We start from the raw sequence: 22,833 nt of genomic DNA, 5'->3' as shown, positions 1-22,833 counted from the left end.
ACCCACGTCGGGCATCAGACAATCGTCTCCCAGACGAAGGGGGTTCTTATGTCACGTCGTACCGGCAAAATTGTCCTCGCCTTGGTCCTCGCTCTCGCAGCACCAATGACCTCGGCGTGCACGGTTCCGCTCGTTATCGATTGCGGACCCGGTTTGACCTGCACCGGATAGCAGTGCAGTAACCGAACGGGCCACCAAGTAATTTCCGGCTTTTCGTTCGGATCTACCTTCGCGTATAGCGAAGACCAACGGGTGACCGGCCGGAGCCGCGAAAGGGACGCTGATCCTGCGCGGCTCCGGCTGGGATCCTGCACCACACAAGGCATTTCGGGTGAACGCCAGCCCACCCCCATACCTGGGCAGGTGGTGGCGCGGCGCCTTGCCGCGCCGGCACAACCGTGAAGTGCCGAGACCCGACCCCCTGCAACGGCTTTCGTCCTGTGACGTCCCTTCGGCCGCTTGTGGTTGTCGCGCGCGGCGCTCCGGCAATCGGAGGATGCCTCGCCTTTCTCCCGGGTGGCGTCGTACGGTGGACATGCGCTGGGAAGATTGGCACCCAGGCCCACCCGTGAAGAAGGGACCGGCATGTCGCGCCATCGTGTCGTCATCATCGGAAGCGGCTTCGGCGGACTGTCCGCGGCCAAGGCGCTCAGGCGCGCCGACGTCGACATCACCGTCATCTCGAAAACGACCACGCACCTGTTCCAGCCGCTGCTGTATCAGGTGGCCACCGGAATCCTGTCCGAGGGCGACATCGCGCCGACCACCCGGCTGATCCTGCGCCGACAGCAAAACGTGCGGGTGCTGTGGGGCGAAGTCTCGGCCGTCGACCTCACGGCGAAGACGGTCACCTCCCACCTGATGGGCATGGACACGGTGACGCAGTACGACAGCCTGATCGTGGCCGCCGGCGCGCAGCAGTCCTACTTCGGCCACGACGAGTACGCCGCCTTCGCGCCCGGGATGAAGAGCATCGACGACGCCCTGGAGCTGCGCGGCCGCATCCTGGGCGCGTTCGAGGCCGCCGAGGTCGCCACCGATCCCGCCGAGCGCCAGCGCCGGCTGACCTTCGTGGTGGTCGGGGCCGGGCCCACCGGCGTCGAGCTGGCGGGCGAGATCGTCCAGCTGGCCGAGCGCACGCTGGCCGGCGCGTTCCGGACGATCACCCCCAGCGAATGCCGCGTCATCCTGCTGGACGCGGCGCCCGCCGTGCTGCCGCCGATGGGTCCCAAGCTCGGCCTCAAGGCGCAGCGGCGGCTGGAGAAGATGGACGTCGAGGTCCAGCTCAACGCGATGGTGTCCGCGGTCGACTACATGGGCATCACGATCAAGGAGAAGGACGGCGGCGAGCGCCGCATCGAGTGTGCGTGCAAGGTGTGGGCGGCCGGGGTGCAGGCCAGTTCGCTGGGCGCGATGATCGCCGAGCAGTCCGACGGCACCGAAACCGACCGCGCCGGAAGGGTGATCGTCGAACCCGACCTCACCGTCAAAGGGCACCCGTACGTCTTCGTGGTCGGCGACCTGATGTCGGTGCCCGGCGTCCCCGGCATGGCGCAGGGTGCGATCCAGGGCGCCAAATACGCGGCCGCCATCATCAAGCAGGCCGCCAAGGGCCACGACGATCCGGCCGAACGCAAGCCGTTCAGATACGTCAACAAGGGCAGCATGGCGCTGATCTCGCGCTACAGCGCGGTCGCGCAGGTCGGCAAGGTGGAGTTCGCCGGATTCGTCGCCTGGCTGGCCTGGCTGCTGCTGCACCTGTACTACCTGATCGGCCACCGCAACCGCATTGCCGCCATGTTCGCCTGGGGCATCTCGTTCCTGGGCCGCACCCGCGGCCAGATGGCCATCACCAGCCAGATGATCTACGCCCGGCCGGTGGTCGACTGGCTGGAGCGCCAAGCGCAGGACGGCACGCTGGCGGCGGCCGAGCACGTCGACTCCGCCGAGAAACAGGCCGGTTAACTCAGCGCCCGGTCGATGTCGGCGATGAGATCGTCGGTGCCTTCCAGCCCGACGGAGATGCGCACCACGCCGTCGCCGAGCCCGATCGCCGCGCGCCCCTCCGGGCCCATCGCCCGGTGGGTGGTGGTCGCGGGGTGCGTGACAAGCGATTTGGCGTCGCCGAGATTGTTCGAGATGTCGATCAGCTGCAGTTTGTCCAGCACCTCGAAGGCGCGACCCTTGGCCGCGCTGTCGGGGCAGTCGAGCGCGAAGGTGATCACCGTTCCCCCGCCGGACATCTGGCGCTTGGCCAGGTCGTATTGCGGGTGCGAGGACAGGTACGGGTAGCGGACCCAACTCACCGCCGGATGGGTCTCCAGGAACTCGGCGATCCGGAAGGCCGAGGAATTGCTGTGCTCCACCCGAACCGCCAGCGTCTCAAGCCCTTTCACCAGCACCCAGGCATTGAACGCGCTCATCGCGGGGCCGGTGTGCCGCATCAGCTTCTGCACCGGGCCGTCGATGTACTCCTTGTCGCCCAGGATGGCCCCGCCGAGCACCCGGCCCTGGCCGTCGATGTGCTTGGTGCCGGAGTACACCACCACGTCGACCCCGAGCGGAATGCCCTGCTGCAACAGCGGCGTGGCGAAAACGTTGTCCAGCACCACCTTTGCGCCCGCGGCGTGGGCAAGCTCGCACACCGCGGCGATGTCCACCAGCGACTGCATCGGATTCGACGGCGTCTCGAAGAACACCGCCGTGGTCGGCACCGACAGCGCCTGCTCCCACTGCGCCAGGTCGTCGCCGTCGACGAAGACGGTCTCGACACCCCAGCGCGGCAGGATCTCGTTGCACACCACGAAGCACGAGCCGAACAGGCTGCGCGAGGCGACCAGCCGGTCCCCCGCGCCCAGCAGCGCCCCCAGCGAGGTGAACACCGCGGCCATGCCGCTCGCGGTGGCGAAGGCCGCGGGCGCCCCTTCGAGCAGGCGCAGCCGCTCCTCGAACATCGTCACGGTCGGGTTGCCGTAGCGCGAGTAGACGAAGTGGTCCACCTCGCCGGTGAACGACTGCTCCGCAATCGCCGCCGACTCGTAGACATAGCCCGACGTCAGATACATCGCCTCGGCGGTCTCGTCGAAGCCCGACCGCAGCAGCCCCCCGCGCACGCCGATGGTCGCCTGGCTGACTCCCTCCGGCAGCGCCGCGGGCGTGCGAACGGAGTCGTCGTCGGCTGGGGTCATCGTCGGTTCAGCCCTGTTCAACCCTGTTTCCATGGCAATCCGATGGCCCGCCAACCCGTTTCGCCGCGGTGGCCGTTGGCGTCGAGGTGGCCCTCGAAGCCGTCCAGGATGTTGTAGGCCGGTGTGATGCCGAGCTCGGTCGCGGCCTCAGCGGCGCCGATGGAACGGTGTCCGGAGCGGCACAGGAACAGCACCGGCCGCTGCGCGTCGCCTTCGGCCGGCGGCACCTGCTCACGCAGCTGGTCGCCGAACTTCGCGTTGTGCCGTCCATCGGACGTGTTCCACTCCAGGAACAACACCTCGCGGCCGAGGCTGGACAGATCGGGCACACCGACGAATTGCCATTCGGCGTCGGTCCGCACGTCGACCAGCACGGCGTTGGGGTTGTCGCTGAGCAGCTTCCATGCCTCCAGCGGAGAGATGTCCCCGGCGTAGGAGTGTGCCCGCTCTGTGCTCATGCTCGTATTCCCTCGTTGCTCGTTGTCAGCCACCCTATCCGCGCCCGAGCGGTCAAGCCCCGGCCGGATTGCCCCCGTACCCGCAGCGATACCTTGACCTGCGATCGTATCGAGGCCGTCGCCGCGGCCCGTTGGGGGCGGTGGGTTCGCGCGAAACGGCTCAGCCGCGCGGCCCCGGCGCGGCCAGCCGGCCGGCGACCTGGCCGGCGCGCTCGCGGGCGGCCGCCACCTCCGGCGCCGTCGCCAACGCCCGGTAGCCCCGCCCGAGCACGCGCAGGTCACTTTCGGGCACGCTGAGCGCGCCGGCCAGCGCGGCGGGGTCGTGGGAGTCGACGGGGTCGATCGCGCGGGCGGCGGCCGGCGACACCATCATGGTGTCCACCGGCAGGCCGAGGATGGTGCGGGCCTGCAGTTCGAACGCCGAGAGCCGCTGGCTGCGCAGCGTCACCCAGGCGCTGTCGGTCGGGTGGGTGGTGACGTCGGCGAAGTACACCTCGTCGCCATTGATCATCAATTCGACGGCGAAGACGCCGCGCCCGCCCAGCGCCTTGACGATCCGCGCGGCGATCGACTTCGCGGCGTCCGTCGCCGCCGGGCTCATCTTCTGGGGTTGCCAGGATTCCAGCACCTGCCCGGCGGAGCCGCGATGACCGATGGGCGAACAGAATTCGATCGCCGGACCCGCCGGCCCGTCGCTGCGCACCGCCAGCAGCGTCACGGAGAACTCGACCTCGACCACCGTTTCGGCCAGCACCCGCGGCTGTCCGGGGCCCGTGTGGCCGCCGACCGCGCGTTGCCACGCCGGCCCGAGGTCTTCGCGCCGCGCCACCACCGACTGCCCCGGCCCGGTCGGTCCGGCCACCGGCTTGACCAACAGCGGGTATCCGGCGTGCGCGCCCACCGCCTCGAGTTCGCCCGGCGACCCTACGAACCAGAACGGCGCGGTGGGCAGCCCCAGCTCGTCGGCGGCCAGCCGGCGCAGGCCCTCACGGTCGGCGCAAAGGCGCACGGCGCGGGCGCTGGGCACCAGCTCGGTGTGGTCGGTGCCGGACCCGGTGGCCAGCGCGTCGAGGGCGCCGGCGGCGACGGCGTCGGTCGCGGTCACCACGAAGTCGGGTTGCAGCCGCTGCAGCGCCGCGGACAGCTCGGCGGCGTCGGACAGCGGGAGCACCAGGGCCTGGTCGGCCACCTTGTGCGCGGGTGCGTGCGGGCGCGCGTCGACGGCGATCACCCGGGCCCCGAGGCGCCCCAGGTCGATCGCCAGCTCCCGGCTGATCTCGCCGGAACCCAGCAGCACCACCGTCGGCCTGCCGTCGGGGGGAGCGTCCGGCTGGGCCTCGGCGCGCGCGGGAGGTTGCTGGGGCACGACGAGCGCCGTCGTTTCGTCGTCCCGTCCGTCGGTCACGCCGTCAGTCACGGGTCAAGGATAGGTCGGCTCGGTGTGTGCCCGGCCCGCGTCAGGGCTGGCCTGGGAGTAACTGCACCATCAGGCCGTTGGCCTCGGCCAGCAGCGCGCCGTCGGCGTCGACCAGTTCCGCGGAGACGAACGCCTTGCGGCCCTCGGTGCGGGTGACCCGTCCGCGCACCACCAACGGCGCGTCGATGGGGGTGATCTTGCGGTAGTCGACGTGCAGGAACGCCGTGCGGCTGATCGGCCGGTTCGAGGCGTGCGACACCATCCCGAACATGTGGTCGAACAACAGCGGCAGCACGCCGCCGTGCACCGCGTAATTGCCGCCGACGTGGAACCGGGTGAACTGGCCCTGCATCTCGCAGCCGTCCGGTTCGTAGCGCGTCAACGTCCACGGCGGCAACAGCAGGCTGCCCATGCCGGGCAGGCCCGGCGTCCGCCCGGCCGGCGCCCGGCCCTCCACCGCGGCCTGAAACGGGCCCAGCAGCTCCGTCAGCGCGGCGACGCGGTCGGCCGCGTCGTCCCACACGGCGTCGTCGGGGTCGGCCGAGACGGCGAGGTCCTGCAGCCGGCGCATGGCCGCCACGAACCGCCCGAAGCCGGGCCCGGGGTCGGCCACCCCGTATTCGGGAAAGCCGCCGTGGTGTTCGTATTCGGGGTCGAGGTCTTTGGCGTCCTGGGCGGCATCCGTCACGGACGGGCCGCCAGCACGTCGCGGCGCACGATGGTCTGTTCGCGCCCGGGCCCCACGCCGATGCATGAAACATGTGCCCCGGCAAGCTCTTCCAGCCGCAGCACGTAGTCGCGCGCCTTGGCGGGCAGGTCGTCGAACTCCCGGGCGTGCGAGATGTCCTCCCACCACCCGGGCAGCTCCTCGTAGATCGGTTCGGCGCGCGCCAAATCGCTCTGCGTCATCGGCATCTCGTGGATGCGCGCGCCGTCGATCTGGTAGCCGACGCACACCGGGACCGTCTCCAGGCTGGACAGCACGTCGAGCTTGGTGAGGAAGAAGTCGGTGATGCCGTTGACCCGGGTGGCGTAGCGGGCGACGACGGCGTCGAACCAGCCGCAGCGCCGGCGCCGGCCGGTGGTGACGCCGAATTCGCCGCCCGTCTTGGACAGGTATTCGCCGTTCTCGTCGAACAGCTCGGTGGGGAACGGGCCCGAGCCGACGCGGGTGGTGTAGGCCTTGAGGATTCCCAGCACCGCGGTGATCCGGGTGGGGCCGATTCCCGAACCCACGGCCGCGCCGCCCGCCGTCGGATTCGACGACGTCACATAGGGATACGTGCCGTGGTCGACGTCGAGCAGGGTGCCCTGCGACCCCTCCAGCAGCACGGCCTCGCCCGCCTCGAGCGCCTTGTTGAGCAGCAGGCGGGTGTCGGCGATGCGGTGCTTGAAGCCCTCGGCCTGCTCCAGCAGCGCCTCGACCACCTGGTGGGGATCCAGCGCCTTGCGGTTGTAGATCTTGACCAGGATCTGGTTCTTCAGCTCCAGCGCGGCTTCGACCTTGTGCGTCAACACTTCCCGATCCAGCACGTCGGCCACCCGGATGCCGATGCGCGCGATCTTGTCCTGATAGCAGGGGCCGATGCCGCGGCCGGTGGTGCCGATCTTCTTGTTCCCCATGTAGCGCTCGGTGACCTTGTCGATCGCCACGTGGTAGGGCAACAGCAGGTGCGCGTCGGCGGAGATGAGCAGCCTGGAGGTGTCCACGCCGCGGTCTTCGAGGCCCTTGAGCTCGTCCAGCAACACACCCGGGTCCACCACCACGCCGTTGCCGATGACGTTGGTGACGCCGGGCGTGAGCACCCCGGACGGGATCAGGTGCAGCGCGAAGTTCTCGCCGGTGGGCAAGACGACGGTGTGCCCCGCGTTGTTGCCGCCCTGGTAGCGCACCACCCATTGAACGCGCCCACCGAGCAAATCGGTGGCCTTACCTTTGCCCTCGTCGCCCCATTGGGCGCCGATGAGGACGATTGCCGGCATGACACGCTCCAACCTGATCTCGCCTGCGTATTGTGTTCCAGCCGGTGACCCACCCTAGCCTGGCGACCCTGCGGGCCGCCGATGGCCAGCTGAGGAGCCGGGCAAATCAGCTTAAGCCAGGACGCGGTGAGACCGGTGTGACAGAGCCGGTAAAGCCGGCTGGCCGACCTCACCCGTACGGCGCCGCGACCTGAGCGCCGGCCGGCGAGGGCGGCTTGGCCGCGCAGACGCCGGTCCTGGTGGCCGGGTCCAGCATCAGGCACAGGCCGTTGGCGCCGCGGTTGGGCCGCTTGGCCGCCCAACCGGACCACGCCGGTTTCCCGTTCCAGCTGACCAGCGTCCAGCCATCGTGGGGATTGCCCTCGATCTCGACGATGCCGCCGTTGGGCAGCGGATCGAAAAGCAGGAGCAACTGTATGGGGTTTCTGACGGTCATCATGGTCCCGATACCGATGTCGAATTCACTGGAGAACGCGACCTCGGTGATCCTGCCGTCCGCCGCCCGGACCGGGTTGGCAAGCGCACTGCCGTACATCGTCGTGAGCATGCCGTTGAAGCCGCTGGCGCTGGTCGCCGCGTTGCCGTACATCGTTTGGAGCGCGCCGTCGAAACGTTTGTGGAACTCGTAACCGTTGGGGTCGGCGGAGCCAGGAGCCAGCATCGGCACGATGCGCAGCCCGAGCATCCACGCGACAGGGGCCAGCAGATAGGCCAGCCCGGCGAGGCTGATCTGCGGCATGCCGTTGAAAACGCCGGCGTCGATCTCGTTGAGCCCGGGCATCACCTGGACATTCATCCCCAGCGCGGCCGCCAACGGCGCCGCGGTCTGCTGCGTCCTGATCAGCTGCGACGCGAAGATCGCGGCGACCGGACCCTTCGCCGCGAGAACGCCGGCGACGGTCCGCGCCTGTTGCTGACCGAGCGCGGTGAGCGAGGCGCCCGGCGGCGCCGTGTCGATCAGGCTCGCCGCGTTGGCTGTCGACTGCCCGTGTCGCACCAGGTCGATCACGATCGATTCGTCCGCCGCGGCTGTCGCGGATGCGGTGCACAGCAGGACAATCGAAAGCAGCACGGCGCCAACGGGGCGCAGCGGCTTCGTCAGCACCGGAGGCGTGTGGGGCCGGCACCCGGCACGAGCAATGCGGTTCGCGCGGTTGACAAGATGGCGGTAAGTCGGCGAATGGTCATTCTCCGTTCCCTCAACCACTCGTGGCGGGATTCCGCGCAACGTCGGCCCTGTGGCAGGAGTAAAGTATCCGCTTGATTCCCGGCGGCGTTGCAACAACTTTCGCAGTCCGACACCATGTTGTGACCGTGTCGTTATGGCGAGACAACTCGGCATCGGGACTCATGCCCGGCCAGAGATGTTGAAAGACAACGACTTTGGCTGCTTCTCGATTGGATAGGCTGTGACGCAAGGAGATCGAGCCGCCGTAACACTTCTCTTCGGCCGGCGGCGAAGCTACCGACCGTTGCGGGGCATACAAACCCACCGGGTCGTCGATGAAACCGATATCGATGCCGCGATCGGTCCGTACCGGCGGTTGATCGTGCTGGGCGGGGACGCCGAGCTGGCCGCGGTGCTGACCCGGCTGCTGCGCGCCGAGCGGCTCGACATCGAGGTGGCCTACGTGCCGCGCCGCCGCACCCGGGCCACGCGGGTCTACCGCCTGCCGGCCGGATTCCGGGCGGCGCTGCGGGCCCGGCGGGGTGCGGCGCGCCGGGTGACGTTGATCCGCGACGAGACCGGGTCGGTGGTCGTGGGGCGGGCCGGCTGGGTGCCGGCGGATGGCGCGCGGTCGATCCACGGCGAGGCGGTGGTCGACGACACCACGTTGTTCGACGGCGACGTCGAAGGCGTATGGGTCGAGCCGATACCGGCCGCACCGGGCCTGCGGGCGGCGGTCGCGGGCCGAGGCCTCGGCCGGCCGTGGCCGCGCTGGGTCACCGGCCGCGCCGCCCAGCTGGGCAGCACGGGCGCCGCCGTGGTGCGCGACGGCGTCGCCGCGCCGCGCGCCGTGCGCCGCTCGGCGTTCTACCGCAACATCGAGGGCTGGCTGCTGGTCGGCTAGTTTCGATCGGTGAGCTTCCCCTCCTCCCGCCGCGAATCGGTACGGCCCAGCCCGATCTTCCTGGGCCTGATAGCGCTGACGGGTGTCGGCGCGGCGCTGGCCTGGTCGGCCGGGATCAGCACCCGTCCCCTGGCCTACGCCGGGGTGTTCGTCTTCGTGATCGCGGGATGGCTGGTGTCGCTGTGCCTGCACGAATTCGGGCATGCGGTGACCGCCTGGCGGTTCGGCGATCACGACGACGCCGTGCGCGGGTACCTGACCCTGGACCCGCGCCGCTACGCCCATCCCGGGCTGTCGCTGGCGCTGCCGATGGTGGTCATCCTGCTGGGCGGGATCGGCCTGCCCGGCGCGGCGGTCTACGTGCGGACCTGGTTCATGACGCCCGCTCGGCGCACCATGGTCAGCCTGGCGGGCCCGGCGGCCAACCTGGTGCTGGCGGCGCTGCTGCTGGCGGCGACGCGGTTGTTCTTCGACCCGGCGCACGTGGTGCTGTGGTCGGGGGTGGCGTTCCTCGCGTTCCTTCAGCTCACCGCCGTGCTGCTGAACCTGCTGCCCATCCCGGGCCTGGACGGATACGACGCCCTGGAACCGCATCTAAGTCCCGAGACCCAGCGCGCGCTGGCGCCGGCCAAGCAGTGGGGCTTCGTCATCCTGCTGTTCTTGCTGCTGGCACCCGTGCTCAACCATTGGTTCTTCGGGGTCGTGTTGTCTTTGTTCGACGCGTCCGGCGTGCCGGACGTCCTGGTGGGCTGGGGCAACGCGCTGACCCGCTTCTGGAGCCGCTGGTTCTGACCCTTGCCATATATGCGTTATTACGCATATATTTCCGGCCATGGGCGCAGGCCACAACCACACCCCGGCCGAGACGGACGACGCTCGGCTGATCCCGCGCATGATCATGGCCGCGGCGATTCTGGCGGCGTTCTTCGTGGTGGAACTGATCACCTCGTTGCTGATCAACTCGATCGCCCTGCTGGCCGACGCCGGCCACATGCTGACCGACGTCGTCGCCGTCTTCATGGGACTCGCCGCCGTCACGCTGGCCCGCCGGGGCAGCGCGTCGCCAGCCCGCACCTACGGCTGGCACCGCGCCGAGGTGTTCACCGCCGTCGCCAACGCCGGGCTGCTGATCGGCGTGGCGGCGTTCATCCTCTACGAGGCCGTCCAGCGACTCAGCGAAGCTCCGGCCGTCCCCGGCGTGCCGATGATCGTGGTCGCGCTGGCCGGGCTGGCCGCCAACTTCGCCGTCGCGCTGCTGTTGCGTTCCCACTCGTCGGGCAGCCTCGCGGTCAAGGGCGCCTACATGGAGGTCGTCGCCGACACCGTGGGCAGCCTGGGGGTGCTGATCGCCGGTGTGGTCACCGTGACCACACACTGGCCCTACGCCGACGTGGTGGTGGCGGTGCTGGTCGCGCTCTGGGTGCTACCGCGGGCCATCGCACTGGCCCGCGACGCGCTGCGGATCCTGTCCGAATCGTCGCCGACCCACATCGACGTCGAGGAACTGCGCAGCGCGCTCGGCGCGGTCGACGGGGTGATCGACGTGCACGACCTGCACGTGTGGACGCTGTCGCCGGGCAAGGACATGTGCACCGCGCACCTGATCAGCGCCGGCGACTCCGCGCGGGTGCTGCATGACGCGCGCGCGGTGTTATCGGCGCGCGGGCTCGAGCACGCCACCGTTCAGATCGACTGCCCCGACGACACCGATTGCTCGGACAGCTTTTAACGCGTCACAGACCGAGCGCCGGGCGCGCCTCAGGGTCGCAATCGTCGAGCAGGTCCAGGCACCGCGAGTACTCGTCGGTTTCGCCGATCGTGTCCGCGGCCCGCGCCAGGGCCGCCACACACCGTAGGAAGCCGCGGTTGGGTTCGTGCGAGTAGGGCACCGGGCCGAAGCCCTTCCACCCGTTCCGGCGCAGCTGGTCCAGGCCGCGGTGATAGCCGGTGCGGGCGTAGGCGTAGGCGGTGATGGCCTGGTCGTCGGCCAGGGCCCGCTCGGCCAGCGCCGCCCAGGCCACCGACGCCGTCGGATGGGCGGCCGCGACGATGCCGGGCTTCTCACCGGCCAGCAGTTCGGCCTCGGCTTCGGCGTCTGCGGGCAGCAGGATCGGGTCGGGTCCTAGCAGGTCTCCCATCGGCGTCATGGCTCTATTCTGCAGCTCGCTCCTTTTGCCCGCGTGACGCACCTCGGCCATCGCCCCGAGCCGGCGACTCGGTCGCTAAGCTCTGCAACTACCCCACGAAGCGGGAGGACAGTAGTACTCATGCCCAACCCATCCGAACCCGGCCGCGGCGGCACACCGAAACGGCCCGGGTTCGACCCACGCGAGTCTCGCAACGAACCGAGCGACGAGTGGGGGGCCGAGTCCGGCTTCGACAGCGGAGGCGACGCCACCGAGAGCGTCCCGATGGTCCCCGGCGACTCCGAGACCGAGACCGTGGTGATCAACAGACCCGACCCGCACAGCGGCCCGCAGGAAACGCCGGACGGGCCGCAGCGCGAGCGCCGGTTCACCGCGCCGGGCTTCGACGCCAAAGAAACCGCGATCATCTCCACGACGGCCGAGCCCGCCACCGAGGTCTTCGCGACGCCGCCGGGCCAGGACGGCACCGCACAGTTCGGCGTCCCACCGAAACCCGCTGTCCCGCAATCGATCCCACCCCGGCTCGGCGGGAAGTTGCGCACCTCCCGGCAGATCAACTGGGGCTGGGTGCTGGCGCTGGTCGTGATCGTGCTGGCGCTGGCGGCCATCGCCATCCTGGGCACCGTGCTGCTGACCCGGGGCAAACACACCAACGTGTCGCAGGAAGACCAGGTTCGGCACACCATCCAGAACTTCGACGTCGCGATCCAGCGGGGTGACCTGACCACCCTGCGCACCATCACCTGCGGCACCACCCGCGACGGCTACGCCGACTACGACGAGCACGCCTGGGACGAGACCTACCGGCGGGTGTCGGCGGCCAAGCAGTATCCGGTGATCGCGAGCATCGATCAGGTGGTGGTCAACGGCCAGCACGCCGAGGCGAACGTCACCACGTTCATGGCGTATGACCCGCAGCTGCGCTCCACCCGCAGCATGGATCTGCAGTACCGCGACGACCAGTGGAAGGTCTGCCAGTCCGCCAGCGGCTAGCCCCGTTGCCCGTCGGCTCCCGCCGAGTGTGCGGCCAGCCGCACGCTGGGTGCCGAGTGTGCGGCCAGCCGCACACTCGAGCCATTGTCAGTCCAATGACCTTCCGGCACAGTGCAAGTCGGTGCAGGCCTGCACCACCCGCTCGGACATCGAGGCCTCGGCCTTCTTGAGGTAGCTGCGCGGGTCGTAGACCTTCTTGACGCCGACCTCACCGTCGACCTTGAGCACGCCGTCGTAGTTGGCGAACATGTGACCGGCGATCGGACGGGTGAACGCGTACTGGGTGTCGGTGTCCACGTTCATCTTCACCACCCCGTAGCGCAGCGACTCCTCGATCTCCGACGTCAGCGAACCGGAACCGCCGTGGAAGACGAAGTCGAACGGCTTGGCATCCTCGGGCAGCCCCAGCTTGGCCGCCGCCACCCGCTGGCCCTGGGCCAGGATGTCGGGCCGCAGCTTGACGTTGCCGGGCTTGTAGACGCCGTGGACGTTGCCGAAGGTGGCGGCGAGCAGGTACCTGCCCTGCTCGCCGTGACCCAGCGCGTCGATGGTTTTCTCGAAGTCGTCCGGCGTGGTGTAGAGCTTGTCGTTGATCTCGTGGGCGACGCCGTCCTCTTCGCCGCCCACCACGCCGATCTCGATCTCGAGGATGATCTTGGCGGCCGCCGCATCCTTGAGGAGTTCCCGGGCGATCGCCAGGTTCTCGTCGATCGGCACCGCCGAGCCGTCCCACATGTGCGACCCGAACAGCGGATCCCCGCCCGCGGCCACCCGTTCGGCCGAAATCGCCAGCAACGGGCGGACATAGGTGTCCAGCTTGTCCTTGGGGCAGTGGTCGGTGTGTAGCGCAACGTTGATCGGGTATCTGGCCGCAATCGGGCGAGCGAACTCGGCCAGAGCCACCGCGCCGGACACCATGTCCTTGACACCCAGCCCGGACGCGAATTCGGCACCACCGGTGGAGAACTGGATGATCCCGTCGCTGCCCGCGTCGGCGAAGCCCTTGAGGGCCGCGTTCACCGTCTCCGACGAGGTGCAGTTGATCGCCGGGAAGGCATACGAGTCGTCCTTGGCGCGTCGCAGCATCTCGGCGTAGACCTCTGGTGTTGCGATGGGCATCAGACACCTCCTGACGGCTGCTCCTACCCAACCACGATGCGTGCTCGGCAGCTACCCGGCGGACCGGCGCGCGGGTTAGCCCGGCCTTTGTGCGGACCAGGGTCGTTTCGCCGGTATGTTGAGGGATCATGAGCACCGCCGTGACGGCCCTGCCCCACATCTTCGACCCGATGTATTGGTTGGGCGCCGACGGCGTCTTCGGGTCCGCGGTGCTGCCCGGCATCCTGGTCATCGTCTTCATCGAGACCGGGCTGCTGTTTCCGCTGCTGCCCGGCGAGTCGCTGCTGTTCACCGGCGGCCTGCTGGCCGCGCACCCGAACCCGCCGGCCAGCATCTGGGTGCTGGCGCCCGCCGTCGCCACCGTGGCGATACTGGGCGATCAGACCGGATATTTCATCGGCCGGCGGATCGGCCCGGCGCTGTTCAAGAAGGAAGACTCGCGGTTCTTCAAGAAGCACCACGTGACCGAGTCGCACGCGTTCTTCGAGAAGTACGGGCCCTGGGCGATCATCCTGGCCCGGTTCGCGCCGTTCATCCGGACGTTCACACCGGTGGTGGCCGGGGTGTCCTACATGCGCTACCCGGTGTTCCTGGGCTTCGATATCGTCGGCGGCATCCTCTGGGGCGGCGGCGTGACGCTGGCGGGGTACTTCATGGGCAATGTGCCGTTCGTGCACCACAACCTGCAGAAGATCCTGCTGGCGATCCTGGTCGTCTCGCTGACGCCGGTGTTCGTTGCGGCCTGGCGAAGCTACCGGGGGCGCAAGCAGGCGACGAGCTCAGACGGCCGGGAATCCGAGCGGCTGCCGGCGGCCGAGTAGCCGGCCGCGGGCTCAGACCGCGACTTTGAAGTCGCAGCCCGTCTTGGCACGAACTTCCTCGACCGTGACGCCGGGCTGCAGCTCGGTGAGCACCAGACCCTGCCCCGGCTCGACGTCGAACACGCACAGGTTGGTGATGATCATGTCAACGACGTTCTTGCCGGTCAGCGGGAGCGAGCACTGGCTGAGCACCTTGGGGCTGCCGTCCTTCGCGGTGTGATCCATCAGCACGATCACGCGCTTGACGCCGGACACCAAATCCATTGCGCCGCCTGGTCCTTTGACCATCTTGCCGGGCACCATCCAGTTGGCCAGGTCGCCGTTCTCGGCGACCTCCAGGGCGCCCAGGATGGACAGGTCGATGTGGCCGCCGCGGATCATCGCGAAGGAATCGGCGCTGGAAAAGAAGCTGGACCCGGGCAGGCTGGTGATGGTCTGCTTGCCCGCGTTGATGAGGTCGGGGTCTATCGCGTCCTCGCTCGGGTAGGCCCCGATGCCGAGCAATCCGTTCTCCGACTGCAGCGTCACCTTGATGCCGTCGGGGATGAAGTTGGCCACCAACGTCGGGATGCCGATGCCCAGGTTCACGTAGAAGCCGTCGCGCAATTCCCGGGCGGCGCGCTGGGCCATCCGCTCGCGCACCGGGCTGTCGCTCTTCAGCGCGGCGCCGCCGCTGGTGGTGCGGAACTCGATGCGCTTCTCGTAGCCGGTGCCCTCGATGATGCGGTCGACGTAGATGCCCGGGGTGTGAATCAGGTCCGGGTCCAGCTCGCCGACCTCGACCAGCTCCTCCACCTCGGCGACGGTGATGGCGCCGCAGGTGGCGATCATCGGGTTGAAGTTGCGCGCCGTCTTGCGGTAGACGAGGTTGCCCGCGGTGTCGCCCTTCCACGCCTTGACGATCGCGACGTCGGCCCGAATGCCTTCTTCCAGAACGTATTCGGTGCCGTCGAAGACCCTGGTGTCCTTGCCCTCGGCGAGGTTGGTGCCGAAGGCCGTGCGGGTGTAGAAGCCGGGGATGCCGGCGCCGCCTGCGCGCAGCTTCTCCGCGAGCGTGCCCTGCGGCGTCAGCACCAGGTCGAGCTCGCCGGACAGCACCTGGCGCTCGAACTCCTTGTTCTCGCCGACGTAGGAGGCGATCACCTTGTTCACCTGCCGGCCCTTGAGCAGCAGCCCCATGCCGAAATCGTCTACGCCGGCGTTGTTTCCGACGATCGTGAGGTCCTTGATGCCGCTGTCGACCAGAGCCTGGATCAGCTTCTCGGGGATGCCGCACAGACCGAAGCCGCCCGCGGCGATGGTGATGCCGTCCTTCAGCAGGCCGTCCAGGGCCGACTCCGCGTCGTGGTGGACCTTGTTGCTCACAGGGTGCTCCTGTTCTCGTGCGCCGACTCGGCGGAGACGTTACAGGCGGCCTCCATGAGCATCCACCCCGACAGCTGCACCGACAGGTCCCGCTCGGGGACCTCGGACGCCATCACCGCGCCCTCGACGAACTCCGCCTGTTTGCCGCCGGCCGTGGGCAGCTGGGCGTCGCGGTCCCAGAAGGGGCCGAACACCGGCAGCCCGTCCACCGTCTGCCGGTTGTCCCAGGCCGACTTCGCGCTGGCCAGCACGATCTGCTTGGCGGTGTCGCGGGCCAGCACGTCGTCGGCCGACTCCCCCGGCAGCGTGGTGGCCACCAGCGCCAGGTAGCGGGCGGTCACCCCGGCGAACAGGCCGCCGTCGCCGCCACCGGCGCCGGCCAGCACGCCCGCCGGCGCCATGTGTTCGTGCACGGCCGCGACCAACCGGTGCACCCGCGCGGCGTGGCGCTGCCTGACCTCGACGGCGGTGCGGGCGGCCAGCTCGGTCTCCAGCCCGAGCACCACGCCCTGGCAGTAGGTGTACTGCGCCCGCACCAGCGAGCCGGCCTTGATGCCGTCGAACACCAGGTTGGTCTCCGGATCGATCAGCGTCTGGTCGATCCAATTGCCCATCTGCTCAGCGCGTTTCAGATGGTCCCCGTAGCGGGCGAGGAAGATCCCGGCGGGTCCGTTGGCCGGGGCGTTGAAGAACTGGTCGGACTTGCGCCACGGGATGCCGCCGCCGTCCTCGGGCACCCACGCCCTGAGGAATTGGTTGGCGAGCTTGGGCAGTGCGCGGCTGCGCTCGACGCCGGCGATCCGGGCGGCGCGTTCGAGCGCCAGCGCCAGCCAGGCCATGTCGTCGTAGTAGCTATTGGTCCACGAGAAGTTGTTGCGCAGCCGGTGCGAGCGGACCTGCCGGTTGATCTCGGTGTGCCGGTGCGGCTGCGGATCGCGCGTCTGGGCGTCGATGAGGCAGTCCAGCAGATGCGCCTGCCACCAGTAGTGCCAGGTGCCGAACCAGCGGTGGCGCCGCGTCGCCGGCCAGGCCACCACGCCCAGCTGGGTCGCGGGCAGCCCCCACAGCCGCCTCAGGTGTCGTTGGGTGACAGCGGCTTCGCTGCTGGCCGCGCGGTTGGCCCAGAGCTGATCCATACCTGTCGATCCTGCCCTACCGAGGTGTGCGCTCAGTGGGCGCTATGAGCGGAATCGTGGACGACCAGCGAGAGCACCCGAACCACATCGGACGTGCGGTTTCGGTAGTGGTGCGGTGTCGCCGGGTCGAACGCCAGCGAATCGCCTTCGGCGAGTAGCAGGGTATCGAAGCCGATGACGGCCTCCAGTTCACCCTGCAGGACGAGCAGGTATTCGCGCCCGTCGTGGCGCACGGCCCGCCCGTTGTCGGAGGACTGACCGCCCGGAGCGTAGACGACCTCAAGGAGGTCGACCTTGTCGTCGTGGTTGGGCGTGAGGCGCTCCCAGCGAACACCCGTGAAGAGATCGATCGCCCGGCGGTCGGCCGCCCGCTGAACGAGGCCGGCCCCATCGGGGCCGTCGGCACGGCCCCACGCGCGCAGTTCCGGATGCGGCGCGACGTCGAAGAGGGAGTCCAGCGAGACACCCAACTCGCTCGCCAGGGAGTAGACCACGCTCGCGGACGGCGTGGTGATCCCGCGCTCGACCTGCGAAATGAGGCTGGCAGAGCAGCCCGCTCGTCGGGCGAGTTCCCGCACTGAAATTCCGCGCTCGATGCGCACCCGGCGCAGCCGTGCACCAAGGCCCTCCGTCATGCCACCTCCTTGTGCAGTAAACCGTACACCAGGTTTTACGGTGATCCGCTGCGATAAATCGTTTTTGCGCAGGGTTGAACTTGATACTGCACATAGTGTTCATTATTCTAAACACAAGGGAGGTGTCGAGATGGAAACAGATAACGGAGTTGCGATCGCCGGTGCACATGCGTTGGTGACGGGAGCCAACCGCGGGCTCGGGAAAGCGTTGGTGCGAGAACTGCTCGACCGCGGCGCGGCGAAAGTTTATGCCGCGGCGCGCAATCCGGCCACGATCTCCATCGAGGACGATCGGGCTGTTCCGCTCGGGCTGGACATCACCAAACCGGACGATGTCCGCGCTGCGGCGCAGCGTTGTGCCGACGTCTCAGTTCTGATCAACAACGCCGGGGCAATGCTGCGGACGCCGTTGCTGGCTTCGCCCGACCTGAGCGCGGCCCGCGACGAGATGGAAACCAACTACTTCGGCACGCTGCGAATGTGCCGCGCGTTCGCGCCGGTGCTCGCCAGCCAGGGTGGTGGCGTGCTGGTCAACATAGTGTCGGTGGCCAGCTGGTTGACGTCGCCATTCAACGGTTCATACGGGGCATCCAAGTCCGCCGAGTGGGCCCTGACCAACGCGGCCCGCATCGAATTGCGTTCGCAGGGAACCTTAGTCGTTGCCGTGCACGCGGGCTGGATCGACACGGATATGGCGGCGACGGTGTCCGACACCATGATCTCCCCCCACGACGTCGCCAGCCAGACCCTGGACGCCATCCGGCACGGCGACGAGGAGGTGCTAGCGGACGCATTCACCCGCGAGGTGAAGGCGTCGCTGTCCGGCGACCAGGCGCCCTTCTACCGCGACCTGCAGAACAGCTGGGACGCCGAAAGCTGGCCGTGGGAACGCAATTCGCAAGGGAGCCCCGCATGACGACCGAATCGATGGCCGCACTCGCGATCAACCACGTCGGGCTCACGGTGCCGGACGTCTTCGCCGCGATCGACTGGTACGGCGACGTCTTCGGCTTCCGCTGCATCATGGGCCCGCGTGTGCTCGAGGCCACCGGGAACGCAGAGGCCGCGTCCGTCTTCGGCAACACGTTCCGCCGAGCCTGGCAGGCGCATCTGATTACCGGAAACTACGTGGGCATCGAACTGTTCCAGTTCCTCGACCCTCCCACCCGCGGTCGGTCGGACGAGCCGGTGCCCTGGCTCGACCGCGGGCTCTGGCACCTGTGCATCACGCACCCCGACGTCGAGGGCATGGTGCGGCGCGTCACCGATCATGGCGGCACCGTCCTGGCGGAGCCGTACGAATTCGTTCCCGGACGTCCGTGGCGGCTCGCCTACGTCGCCGACCCGTGGGGGACCGTGCTCGAGTTGATGAGCCACAGCTACGCGGAAGCGTTCGGCAATTGGCCACAACCCGGGCAGTCGACTCCGCCCACGCTGGTGGCACGCGCGAAAGATGTTGCTGCGAAAGGGGATAACGATGACGACTGACCGTCACATCGGCTGGCTGGGAACGGGCCGAATGGGCACGGCGATGGCCGAACGCCTGATTTCCGGCGGCCATGCCGTGGTGGTCTGGAATCGCACGGCGTCGAAAACCGCGCCGCTGGTCGAATCGGGCGCAACCCGCGCGGACTCCATCGGCGAGCTCGGCGGCTGCGACATCGTGTTCACCTCGGTGACCTCCTCGCCGGACCTTCTTGCGGTGACCCTGGGGCCGGACGGTCTGCTGGGCGCGATGCCCCCGGCCGGCATCATGGTGGACACCTCGACCGTGTCCGCCGACGCCGGTGCCGAGGTGCGCTCCGAGGCCGCGCGTCATGGCGTCGCGTTCATTTCGGTGCCGATCAGCGGCAATCCGGGCATGGTCGCCCAGGGACGTGGGTCCATCATCGCCTCCGGGCCGGCGGAGGCCTTCGACACGGTGCGCCCCTTGTTGGAAACGATCGCGCCCAGCGTGACCTACGCAGGAGAGGGCGAAGAGGCGCGTCTGGTCAAGCTGGCGCACAACCTACTTGTGGGCATAATCACCGAGGCGCTGTCCGAGGCAACGACTCTGGCGGAGAAGGGGGGCGTGAGCCCTTCGGCGTTCTTGGATTTCATCGACGGTTCGGTGCTGGGCTCGAGTTTCATCGGGAGCAAGGGCCAGATCATCCGCACCCGAGACTACGAGCCCACGTTCACCACCGAAAACCTCCGCAAGGACTTCGATTTGGGGCTGACGGCGGCTCGCGCCCTGGAAGTGCCGATGCCCGTGGCAGCGACCACCTACCAGCTCATTCAGACGGCGGTCGGCCACGGGTATGGCCAAAGCGACTACGCCGCCTTATATGAGGTGGCCGCACGAGCGGCCGGCCTCGGCGACGTCAGGTGAGGCGCCCTCACCAGGCGCGTGAGAGATCGGCGTGCTGCTCGATCCAGGTGTGCATGGCGATTCCGGCGGCGACGCCGGCGTTGATGCTGCGCGTCGAGCCGAACTGCGCGATCGATACCGTCAGCCCCGCGCCCGTCCGGGTGTCGTCGGTGATGCCCGGCCCCTCCTGCCCGAACACCAGCAGGCACTCGCGCGGCAGCGCGGCCTCCTCCAGTCGCACCGCGCCCGGCACGTTGTCCACCGCGACCACGGTCAGCCCGGCGTCGGCAGCGAAGGCCAGCAGCTCGGCGGTGCTGTCGTGGTGGCACAGCCGCTGATAGCGGTCGGTCACCATGGCGCCGCGGCGGTTCCACCGTCGCCGCCCCACGATGTGCACGGTGTGCACCGCGAAGGCGTTGGCGGTGCGCACCACCGAACCGATGTTGGCGTCGTGGCCGAAGTTCTCGATCGCCACGTGCAGCGGATGGCGGCGCCGGTCGATGTCGGCGATGATCGCTTCCCGGGACCAGTACCGGTAGGCGTCGACGACGTTGCGAGTGTCGCCCTCGCGCAACAGGACTGGGTCATACCGCGGGTCGTCGGGCGGCTCGCCCGGCCACGGCCCGACGCCGGCGGGCGGTGCCACGGCCCATTCGGTCGGCCCGGGTGGTTCGCTCATCGCTGCGTCCACACACCGGCGTGCGTGCCGTCGATGGCCAGCGTCGCGTAGAGCAGCGCGTCGTTGATCTCGCCCTGCGTGCACAGCGACGCGTTGACGTGCACCGAGTCCAGCGAGGCGTCGGGCAGGATCAGCACCGACGAGCCGTACGTCGCGCAGGCCGGGTTCAAGCCCGGGCCGGGCAGGGTCGGCGAGGCCAGCAGCATCATCGGGCCGCCGCGCGCGGCGGACTCGTCGCGGTAGCGGGCCGCGATGGCCGTCGCCTCCACCCCCAGCAGCATGTAGCCGTTGCCGGTGAATGCCCCGGGGTCGCCCAGCTGCGTCTTGGTCACCGGGGTGCCGTCGGCCCGCCACGCCGACAGGCTGGCCGTCTTGACCGCCAGTCCGCCGCTGTCGTTCGGGTTGGTGGGCAGCAGCCCCACCGGGAAGGCGACCGGGTAGGCCGACGAACTGTTCGGGATCCGATCGCGCGGCGAGTAGCCGTAGACACCGCGCACCTGGCTTCGATCCTTCAGCGGCCCAAGGCAAACCGTGCCGGTGAGCCGGTCGCGCGGCGCGGACAGCGGCGCGGGAATGTCCCGCGCACTGATCTTGGCGGCGTCGCAGCTGCCCAGGCCCGCGACCTCCATCGGGTGGGCCAGCGCGCCGTACAGCCCGAACCGGATGTCCTCGGGCTTGGCGTGCGGGTCCTTGGCCGACGTCGGGCTCGCGTCAACGTCGACCAGCACGTACTCGCCGTCCCAGCGCAGATTCGACACCGACATGTTCCAGCCGAGCAGGGCCAGCGATTCCCCGAACCGCGCGCCCTGGGCGCCGTAGGGCCGCACGGGCCGGCTGGGGGACGAGCAGCCCGCCAGGCAGGCCACCACGCACGCGACTATCGCAAGGGCGGTACGCATGATTCAGCGGCTCGGGGTCAAGCCGACGCAACTCCGCCCCAGCGCTCCCCGCTGTAGGGAATGGGCGAATTGCCCGCCTTTCAGCGACAGCTCGGACGCCCGCGCGCTACGACGTCCTTGTCGCTGTGCGCTCCGACGTCGTCCTTGTCGCTGTGAGGCGGGCACAACGAACATCGCCCGCGCCGGGGGCACCTGCGGCGCATGCGATACCTGGTACTTACGAAGTTCCGCCGGCAACTAGCTCAGCCCCAGGTCGGCGAGGCCGAGCACGCTCCGGTAGGGCAGCCCTTCGGCCTCGATGGCCTCGGCGGCCCCGGTGGCGCGGTCCACCACGGTGGCCACCCCCAGCACGTCGCCGCCGGCCTCCCGGACGGCGCGCACCGCGGTCAGCGCGGAGTTGCCGGTGGTGCTCGTGTCCTCGACGACCAGGACGCGCTTGCCGGAAACCTCGGAGCCTTCGATAAGGCGTTGCAGCCCATGGGTTTTCGCCGACTTGCGGACGACGAAGGCGTCGATCGGCCGGCCCGGTGCGTGCATGACGGCGGTGGCAACCGGGTCGGCGCCCAGGGTCAGCCCGCCGACCACGTCGTAGTCCCAGTCGCTGGTCAGCTCGCGCATCAGCGTGCCGATCAACGCCGAGGCGCGGTGGTGCAGCGTGGCCCGGCGCAGGTCGACGTAGTAGTCGGCCTCCTTGCCGGAGGACAGCGTGACCCGGCCGTGCACCACCGACAGGCGCGACACCAGCTCCGCCAGCTCTTTGCGGTCAGGTCCGGCCACGGCCACTCCCGATTCGTTTGGTGACCGCCCGCATCAGGGTCCGCGGCATCAGGCGCTCGGCGGCGATGATCGCCTTGTACTGCAGGCCCGGAATGCTGATCACCTTGCCGCGGGCGACATCGGCCAGGCTCTGGTTGACCACGTCGTCGACCTCGAGCCACATGAACGACGGCGACCTGGCCATGTCGATCCCGGCGCGCTCGTGGAATTCGGTGTGCACGTAGCCCGGGCACACGGCGTGCACCGAGACACCGGTGCCCTGCAGGCCGACGGACAGGCCCTCGCTGAACGAGATCACCCACGCCTTCGACGCCGAGTACGTCGACCCTCTCCCGGGCACCAGCCCGGCGACGCTGGCGATGTTGATGACGGTGCCGGCGCCGGCCTCCAGCATGGCCGGCAGGGCCGCGCGGGTCAGGTGCATGACCGCGGTGACGTTGACGTCGAGCTGCGACTGCAGCAGCGCGGGGTCGGCGGACCAGAAGTCGCCGGAGGTGGCGAAGCCGGCGTTGTTCACCAGGACGCGCACTTCCCCGGCCGCGAGCCGATCGCAGACCCGTTGCCGGCCCGCGGCATCGGCGAGGTCGGCGGGCAGGATCTCGACGCGGCCGGAGTGCTGCTGCAGTTCGTCGGACAGCCTGGTCAGGCGGTCGACGTCGCGGGCGACCAGGACCACGTCGTAGCCGTCGGCGGCGTAGCGTCGCGCGAACCCGGCGCCGATTCCGGACGTGGGCCCGGTGATCAGGGCGACGGGGCGGGGCATGAGCGACATCCTAATGACGGCGGCGTGGCCG

Annotated in this window: 24 protein-coding genes; 9 read left to right on the top strand and 15 right to left on the bottom strand. The window is 69.1% G+C overall.

Going from position 1 to position 22,833, the window contains the following annotated elements; translation table 11 throughout:
- Nucleotides 1–585: 585 nt before the first annotated feature.
- Complete coding sequence (locus B9D87_RS21700; RefSeq protein WP_007768542.1) at nt 586–1,965, top strand: NAD(P)/FAD-dependent oxidoreductase; 1,380 nt, start codon at nt 586–588, stop codon at nt 1,963–1,965.
- On the opposite strand, the gene B9D87_RS21695 is transcribed toward B9D87_RS21700, so the two are convergent.
- From B9D87_RS21695 to B9D87_RS21670, 6 genes are all read right to left on the bottom strand, one after another.
- Nucleotides 1,962–3,188 carry an O-succinylhomoserine sulfhydrylase gene (locus tag B9D87_RS21695; protein ID WP_007768544.1) on the bottom strand — a complete coding sequence of 409 codons (1,227 nt, stop codon included), beginning with the start codon at nt 3,186–3,188 and terminating at the stop codon, nt 1,962–1,964. The two genes, B9D87_RS21700 and B9D87_RS21695, sit on opposite strands and share 4 nt — an antisense overlap.
- A gap of 17 nt (nt 3,189–3,205) precedes the next feature.
- Nucleotides 3,206–3,646 (bottom strand): rhodanese-like domain-containing protein, encoded by a 441-nt coding sequence (locus B9D87_RS21690; RefSeq protein WP_007768547.1) that lies wholly within the window; start codon nt 3,644–3,646, stop codon nt 3,206–3,208.
- Nucleotides 3,647–3,806: 160 nt separating this feature from the next.
- Nucleotides 3,807–5,063 carry a formate-dependent phosphoribosylglycinamide formyltransferase gene (gene purT, locus B9D87_RS21685; protein WP_040629353.1) on the bottom strand — a complete coding sequence of 419 codons (1,257 nt, stop codon included), beginning with the start codon at nt 5,061–5,063 and terminating at the stop codon, nt 3,807–3,809.
- A gap of 40 nt (nt 5,064–5,103) precedes the next feature.
- Nucleotides 5,104–5,751 carry a PaaI family thioesterase gene (locus B9D87_RS21680; protein WP_007768552.1) on the bottom strand — a complete coding sequence of 216 codons (648 nt, stop codon included), beginning with the start codon at nt 5,749–5,751 and terminating at the stop codon, nt 5,104–5,106.
- Complete coding sequence (locus tag B9D87_RS21675) at nt 5,748–7,046, bottom strand: adenylosuccinate synthase (RefSeq protein WP_007768553.1); 1,299 nt, start codon at nt 7,044–7,046, stop codon at nt 5,748–5,750. The genes B9D87_RS21680 and B9D87_RS21675 overlap by 4 nt, the downstream gene beginning before the upstream one ends.
- A gap of 169 nt (nt 7,047–7,215) precedes the next feature.
- On the bottom strand, nt 7,216–8,118 hold the full coding sequence (locus B9D87_RS21670) for a histidine phosphatase family protein (RefSeq protein WP_040629565.1): 903 nt from the start codon (nt 8,116–8,118) through the stop codon (nt 7,216–7,218).
- 337 nt (nt 8,119–8,455) lie between these two features.
- Between B9D87_RS21670 and B9D87_RS21665 the strand changes: the two genes are divergently transcribed.
- Genes B9D87_RS21665 through B9D87_RS21655 form a run of 3 tightly spaced genes read left to right on the top strand, consistent with a single transcriptional unit; the run spans nt 8,456 to nt 10,847 of the window.
- Nucleotides 8,456–9,118: a hypothetical protein gene (locus tag B9D87_RS21665; RefSeq protein WP_040629356.1), complete on the top strand. Its 663-nt coding sequence runs from the start codon at nt 8,456–8,458 to the stop codon at nt 9,116–9,118.
- 9 nt (nt 9,119–9,127) lie between these two features.
- Entirely contained in the window at nt 9,128–9,910 is a 783-nt protein-coding gene (locus tag B9D87_RS21660) for a site-2 protease family protein (protein ID WP_007768557.1), read from the top strand.
- 40 nt (nt 9,911–9,950) lie between these two features.
- Entirely contained in the window at nt 9,951–10,847 is an 897-nt protein-coding gene (locus tag B9D87_RS21655) for a cation diffusion facilitator family transporter (protein WP_007768558.1), read from the top strand.
- A 4-nt stretch (nt 10,848–10,851) separates the two neighbouring features.
- Here the strand turns inward: B9D87_RS21655 and B9D87_RS21650 are convergent, their stop codons facing one another.
- A complete protein-coding gene (locus B9D87_RS21650; RefSeq protein WP_007768560.1) occupies nt 10,852–11,265 on the bottom strand; it encodes a DUF3151 domain-containing protein in 414 nt (137 codons plus the stop codon).
- A 120-nt stretch (nt 11,266–11,385) separates the two neighbouring features.
- Here B9D87_RS21650 and B9D87_RS21645 point away from each other — a divergent pair, with 120 nt between their 5' ends.
- Complete coding sequence (locus B9D87_RS21645) at nt 11,386–12,258, top strand: Rv0361 family membrane protein (protein ID WP_007768562.1); 873 nt, start codon at nt 11,386–11,388, stop codon at nt 12,256–12,258.
- 87 nt (nt 12,259–12,345) lie between these two features.
- Here the strand turns inward: B9D87_RS21645 and fbaA are convergent, their stop codons facing one another.
- Complete coding sequence (fbaA, locus tag B9D87_RS21640) at nt 12,346–13,377, bottom strand: class II fructose-bisphosphate aldolase (protein ID WP_007768564.1); 1,032 nt, start codon at nt 13,375–13,377, stop codon at nt 12,346–12,348.
- 128 nt (nt 13,378–13,505) lie between these two features.
- On the opposite strand from fbaA, the gene B9D87_RS21635 reads away from it, so the two are divergent.
- Nucleotides 13,506–14,198 carry a DedA family protein gene (locus tag B9D87_RS21635; protein ID WP_007768566.1) on the top strand — a complete coding sequence of 231 codons (693 nt, stop codon included), beginning with the start codon at nt 13,506–13,508 and terminating at the stop codon, nt 14,196–14,198.
- Between the two features lie 12 nt (nt 14,199–14,210).
- On the opposite strand, the gene B9D87_RS27740 is transcribed toward B9D87_RS21635, so the two are convergent.
- Genes B9D87_RS27740 through B9D87_RS21620 form a run of 3 tightly spaced genes read right to left on the bottom strand, consistent with a single transcriptional unit; the run spans nt 14,211 to nt 17,334 of the window.
- Nucleotides 14,211–15,563, bottom strand: coding sequence for a 3-oxoacid CoA-transferase (locus B9D87_RS27740; protein ID WP_007768567.1), 1,353 nt, complete (start codon nt 15,561–15,563; stop codon nt 14,211–14,213).
- Complete coding sequence (locus B9D87_RS21625) at nt 15,560–16,699, bottom strand: glycoside hydrolase family 76 protein (RefSeq protein WP_007768568.1); 1,140 nt, start codon at nt 16,697–16,699, stop codon at nt 15,560–15,562. The genes B9D87_RS27740 and B9D87_RS21625 overlap by 4 nt, the downstream gene beginning before the upstream one ends.
- A gap of 32 nt (nt 16,700–16,731) precedes the next feature.
- Nucleotides 16,732–17,334 carry a helix-turn-helix domain-containing protein gene (locus tag B9D87_RS21620; RefSeq protein ID WP_007768569.1) on the bottom strand — a complete coding sequence of 201 codons (603 nt, stop codon included), beginning with the start codon at nt 17,332–17,334 and terminating at the stop codon, nt 16,732–16,734.
- A gap of 130 nt (nt 17,335–17,464) precedes the next feature.
- Here B9D87_RS21620 and B9D87_RS21615 point away from each other — a divergent pair, with 130 nt between their 5' ends.
- From B9D87_RS21615 to B9D87_RS21605, 3 genes are read left to right on the top strand one after another with little or no spacing between them, the layout of a single operon-like run.
- Nucleotides 17,465–18,250, top strand: a complete 786-nt coding sequence (locus tag B9D87_RS21615; RefSeq protein ID WP_007768570.1) for an SDR family oxidoreductase — start codon at nt 17,465–17,467, stop codon at nt 18,248–18,250.
- Complete coding sequence (locus B9D87_RS21610) at nt 18,247–18,822, top strand: VOC family protein (protein ID WP_007768575.1); 576 nt, start codon at nt 18,247–18,249, stop codon at nt 18,820–18,822. The genes B9D87_RS21615 and B9D87_RS21610 overlap by 4 nt, the downstream gene beginning before the upstream one ends.
- The gene (locus B9D87_RS21605; RefSeq protein ID WP_040629359.1) at nt 18,812–19,705 is read left to right on the top strand and encodes an NAD(P)-dependent oxidoreductase; all 894 of its coding nucleotides are present in this window, start codon (nt 18,812–18,814) and stop codon (nt 19,703–19,705) included. The genes B9D87_RS21610 and B9D87_RS21605 overlap by 11 nt, the downstream gene beginning before the upstream one ends.
- 7 nt (nt 19,706–19,712) lie before the next feature.
- Here the strand turns inward: B9D87_RS21605 and B9D87_RS21600 are convergent, their stop codons facing one another.
- The 4 genes from B9D87_RS21600 to B9D87_RS21585 all read right to left on the bottom strand — a co-directional run bounded on the left by B9D87_RS21600 (nt 19,713) and on the right by B9D87_RS21585 (nt 22,802).
- Nucleotides 19,713–20,363 (bottom strand): TrmH family RNA methyltransferase, encoded by a 651-nt coding sequence (locus B9D87_RS21600; protein ID WP_007768582.1) that lies wholly within the window; start codon nt 20,361–20,363, stop codon nt 19,713–19,715.
- Nucleotides 20,360–21,262 (bottom strand): hypothetical protein, encoded by a 903-nt coding sequence (locus B9D87_RS21595; RefSeq protein ID WP_040629361.1) that lies wholly within the window; start codon nt 21,260–21,262, stop codon nt 20,360–20,362. The genes B9D87_RS21600 and B9D87_RS21595 overlap by 4 nt, the downstream gene beginning before the upstream one ends.
- 237 nt (nt 21,263–21,499) lie before the next feature.
- Nucleotides 21,500–22,039, bottom strand: a complete 540-nt coding sequence (pyrE, locus tag B9D87_RS21590) for an orotate phosphoribosyltransferase (protein WP_007768588.1) — start codon at nt 22,037–22,039, stop codon at nt 21,500–21,502.
- Nucleotides 22,026–22,802 (bottom strand): SDR family NAD(P)-dependent oxidoreductase, encoded by a 777-nt coding sequence (locus B9D87_RS21585; protein WP_007768590.1) that lies wholly within the window; start codon nt 22,800–22,802, stop codon nt 22,026–22,028. Before B9D87_RS21585 ends, pyrE begins: the two co-directional genes overlap by 14 nt.
- Between the last annotated feature and the right edge of the window lie 31 nt (nt 22,803–22,833).

The sequence above is a fragment of the Mycobacterium colombiense CECT 3035 genome, from assembly GCF_002105755.1.
Lineage (GTDB): Bacteria > Actinomycetota > Actinomycetes > Mycobacteriales > Mycobacteriaceae > Mycobacterium > Mycobacterium colombiense.
Note: the sequence above shows the minus strand (reverse complement) of the source record. Positions and strands in the feature narration are given on the sequence as shown.

Excerpts from the sequence above, each read along its gene's own strand:
- B9D87_RS21700 (WP_007768542.1), top strand. The coding sequence starts at position 586 with ATGTCGCGCCATCGTGTCGTCATCATCGGAAGCGGCTTCGGCGGACTG.
- B9D87_RS21695 (WP_007768544.1), bottom strand. The coding sequence starts at position 3,188 with ATGACCCCAGCCGACGACGACTCCGTTCGCACGCCCGCGGCGCTGCCG.
- B9D87_RS21690 (WP_007768547.1), bottom strand. The coding sequence starts at position 3,646 with ATGAGCACAGAGCGGGCACACTCCTACGCCGGGGACATCTCTCCGCTG.
- B9D87_RS21675 (WP_007768553.1), bottom strand. The coding sequence starts at position 7,046 with ATGCCGGCAATCGTCCTCATCGGCGCCCAATGGGGCGACGAGGGCAAA.
- B9D87_RS21655 (WP_007768558.1), top strand. The coding sequence starts at position 9,951 with ATGGGCGCAGGCCACAACCACACCCCGGCCGAGACGGACGACGCTCGG.
- B9D87_RS21650 (WP_007768560.1), bottom strand. The coding sequence starts at position 11,265 with ATGACGCCGATGGGAGACCTGCTAGGACCCGACCCGATCCTGCTGCCC.
- B9D87_RS21645 (WP_007768562.1), top strand. The coding sequence starts at position 11,386 with ATGCCCAACCCATCCGAACCCGGCCGCGGCGGCACACCGAAACGGCCC.
- fbaA (WP_007768564.1), bottom strand. The coding sequence starts at position 13,377 with ATGCCCATCGCAACACCAGAGGTCTACGCCGAGATGCTGCGACGCGCC.
- B9D87_RS21635 (WP_007768566.1), top strand. The coding sequence starts at position 13,506 with ATGAGCACCGCCGTGACGGCCCTGCCCCACATCTTCGACCCGATGTAT.
- B9D87_RS21625 (WP_007768568.1), bottom strand. The coding sequence starts at position 16,699 with ATGGATCAGCTCTGGGCCAACCGCGCGGCCAGCAGCGAAGCCGCTGTC.
- B9D87_RS21620 (WP_007768569.1), bottom strand. The coding sequence starts at position 17,334 with ATGACGGAGGGCCTTGGTGCACGGCTGCGCCGGGTGCGCATCGAGCGC.
- B9D87_RS21615 (WP_007768570.1), top strand. The coding sequence starts at position 17,465 with ATGGAAACAGATAACGGAGTTGCGATCGCCGGTGCACATGCGTTGGTG.
- B9D87_RS21610 (WP_007768575.1), top strand. The coding sequence starts at position 18,247 with ATGACGACCGAATCGATGGCCGCACTCGCGATCAACCACGTCGGGCTC.
- B9D87_RS21605 (WP_040629359.1), top strand. The coding sequence starts at position 18,812 with ATGACGACTGACCGTCACATCGGCTGGCTGGGAACGGGCCGAATGGGC.
- B9D87_RS21600 (WP_007768582.1), bottom strand. The coding sequence starts at position 20,363 with ATGAGCGAACCACCCGGGCCGACCGAATGGGCCGTGGCACCGCCCGCC.
- B9D87_RS21595 (WP_040629361.1), bottom strand. The coding sequence starts at position 21,262 with ATGCGTACCGCCCTTGCGATAGTCGCGTGCGTGGTGGCCTGCCTGGCG.
- B9D87_RS21585 (WP_007768590.1), bottom strand. The coding sequence starts at position 22,802 with ATGCCCCGCCCCGTCGCCCTGATCACCGGGCCCACGTCCGGAATCGGC.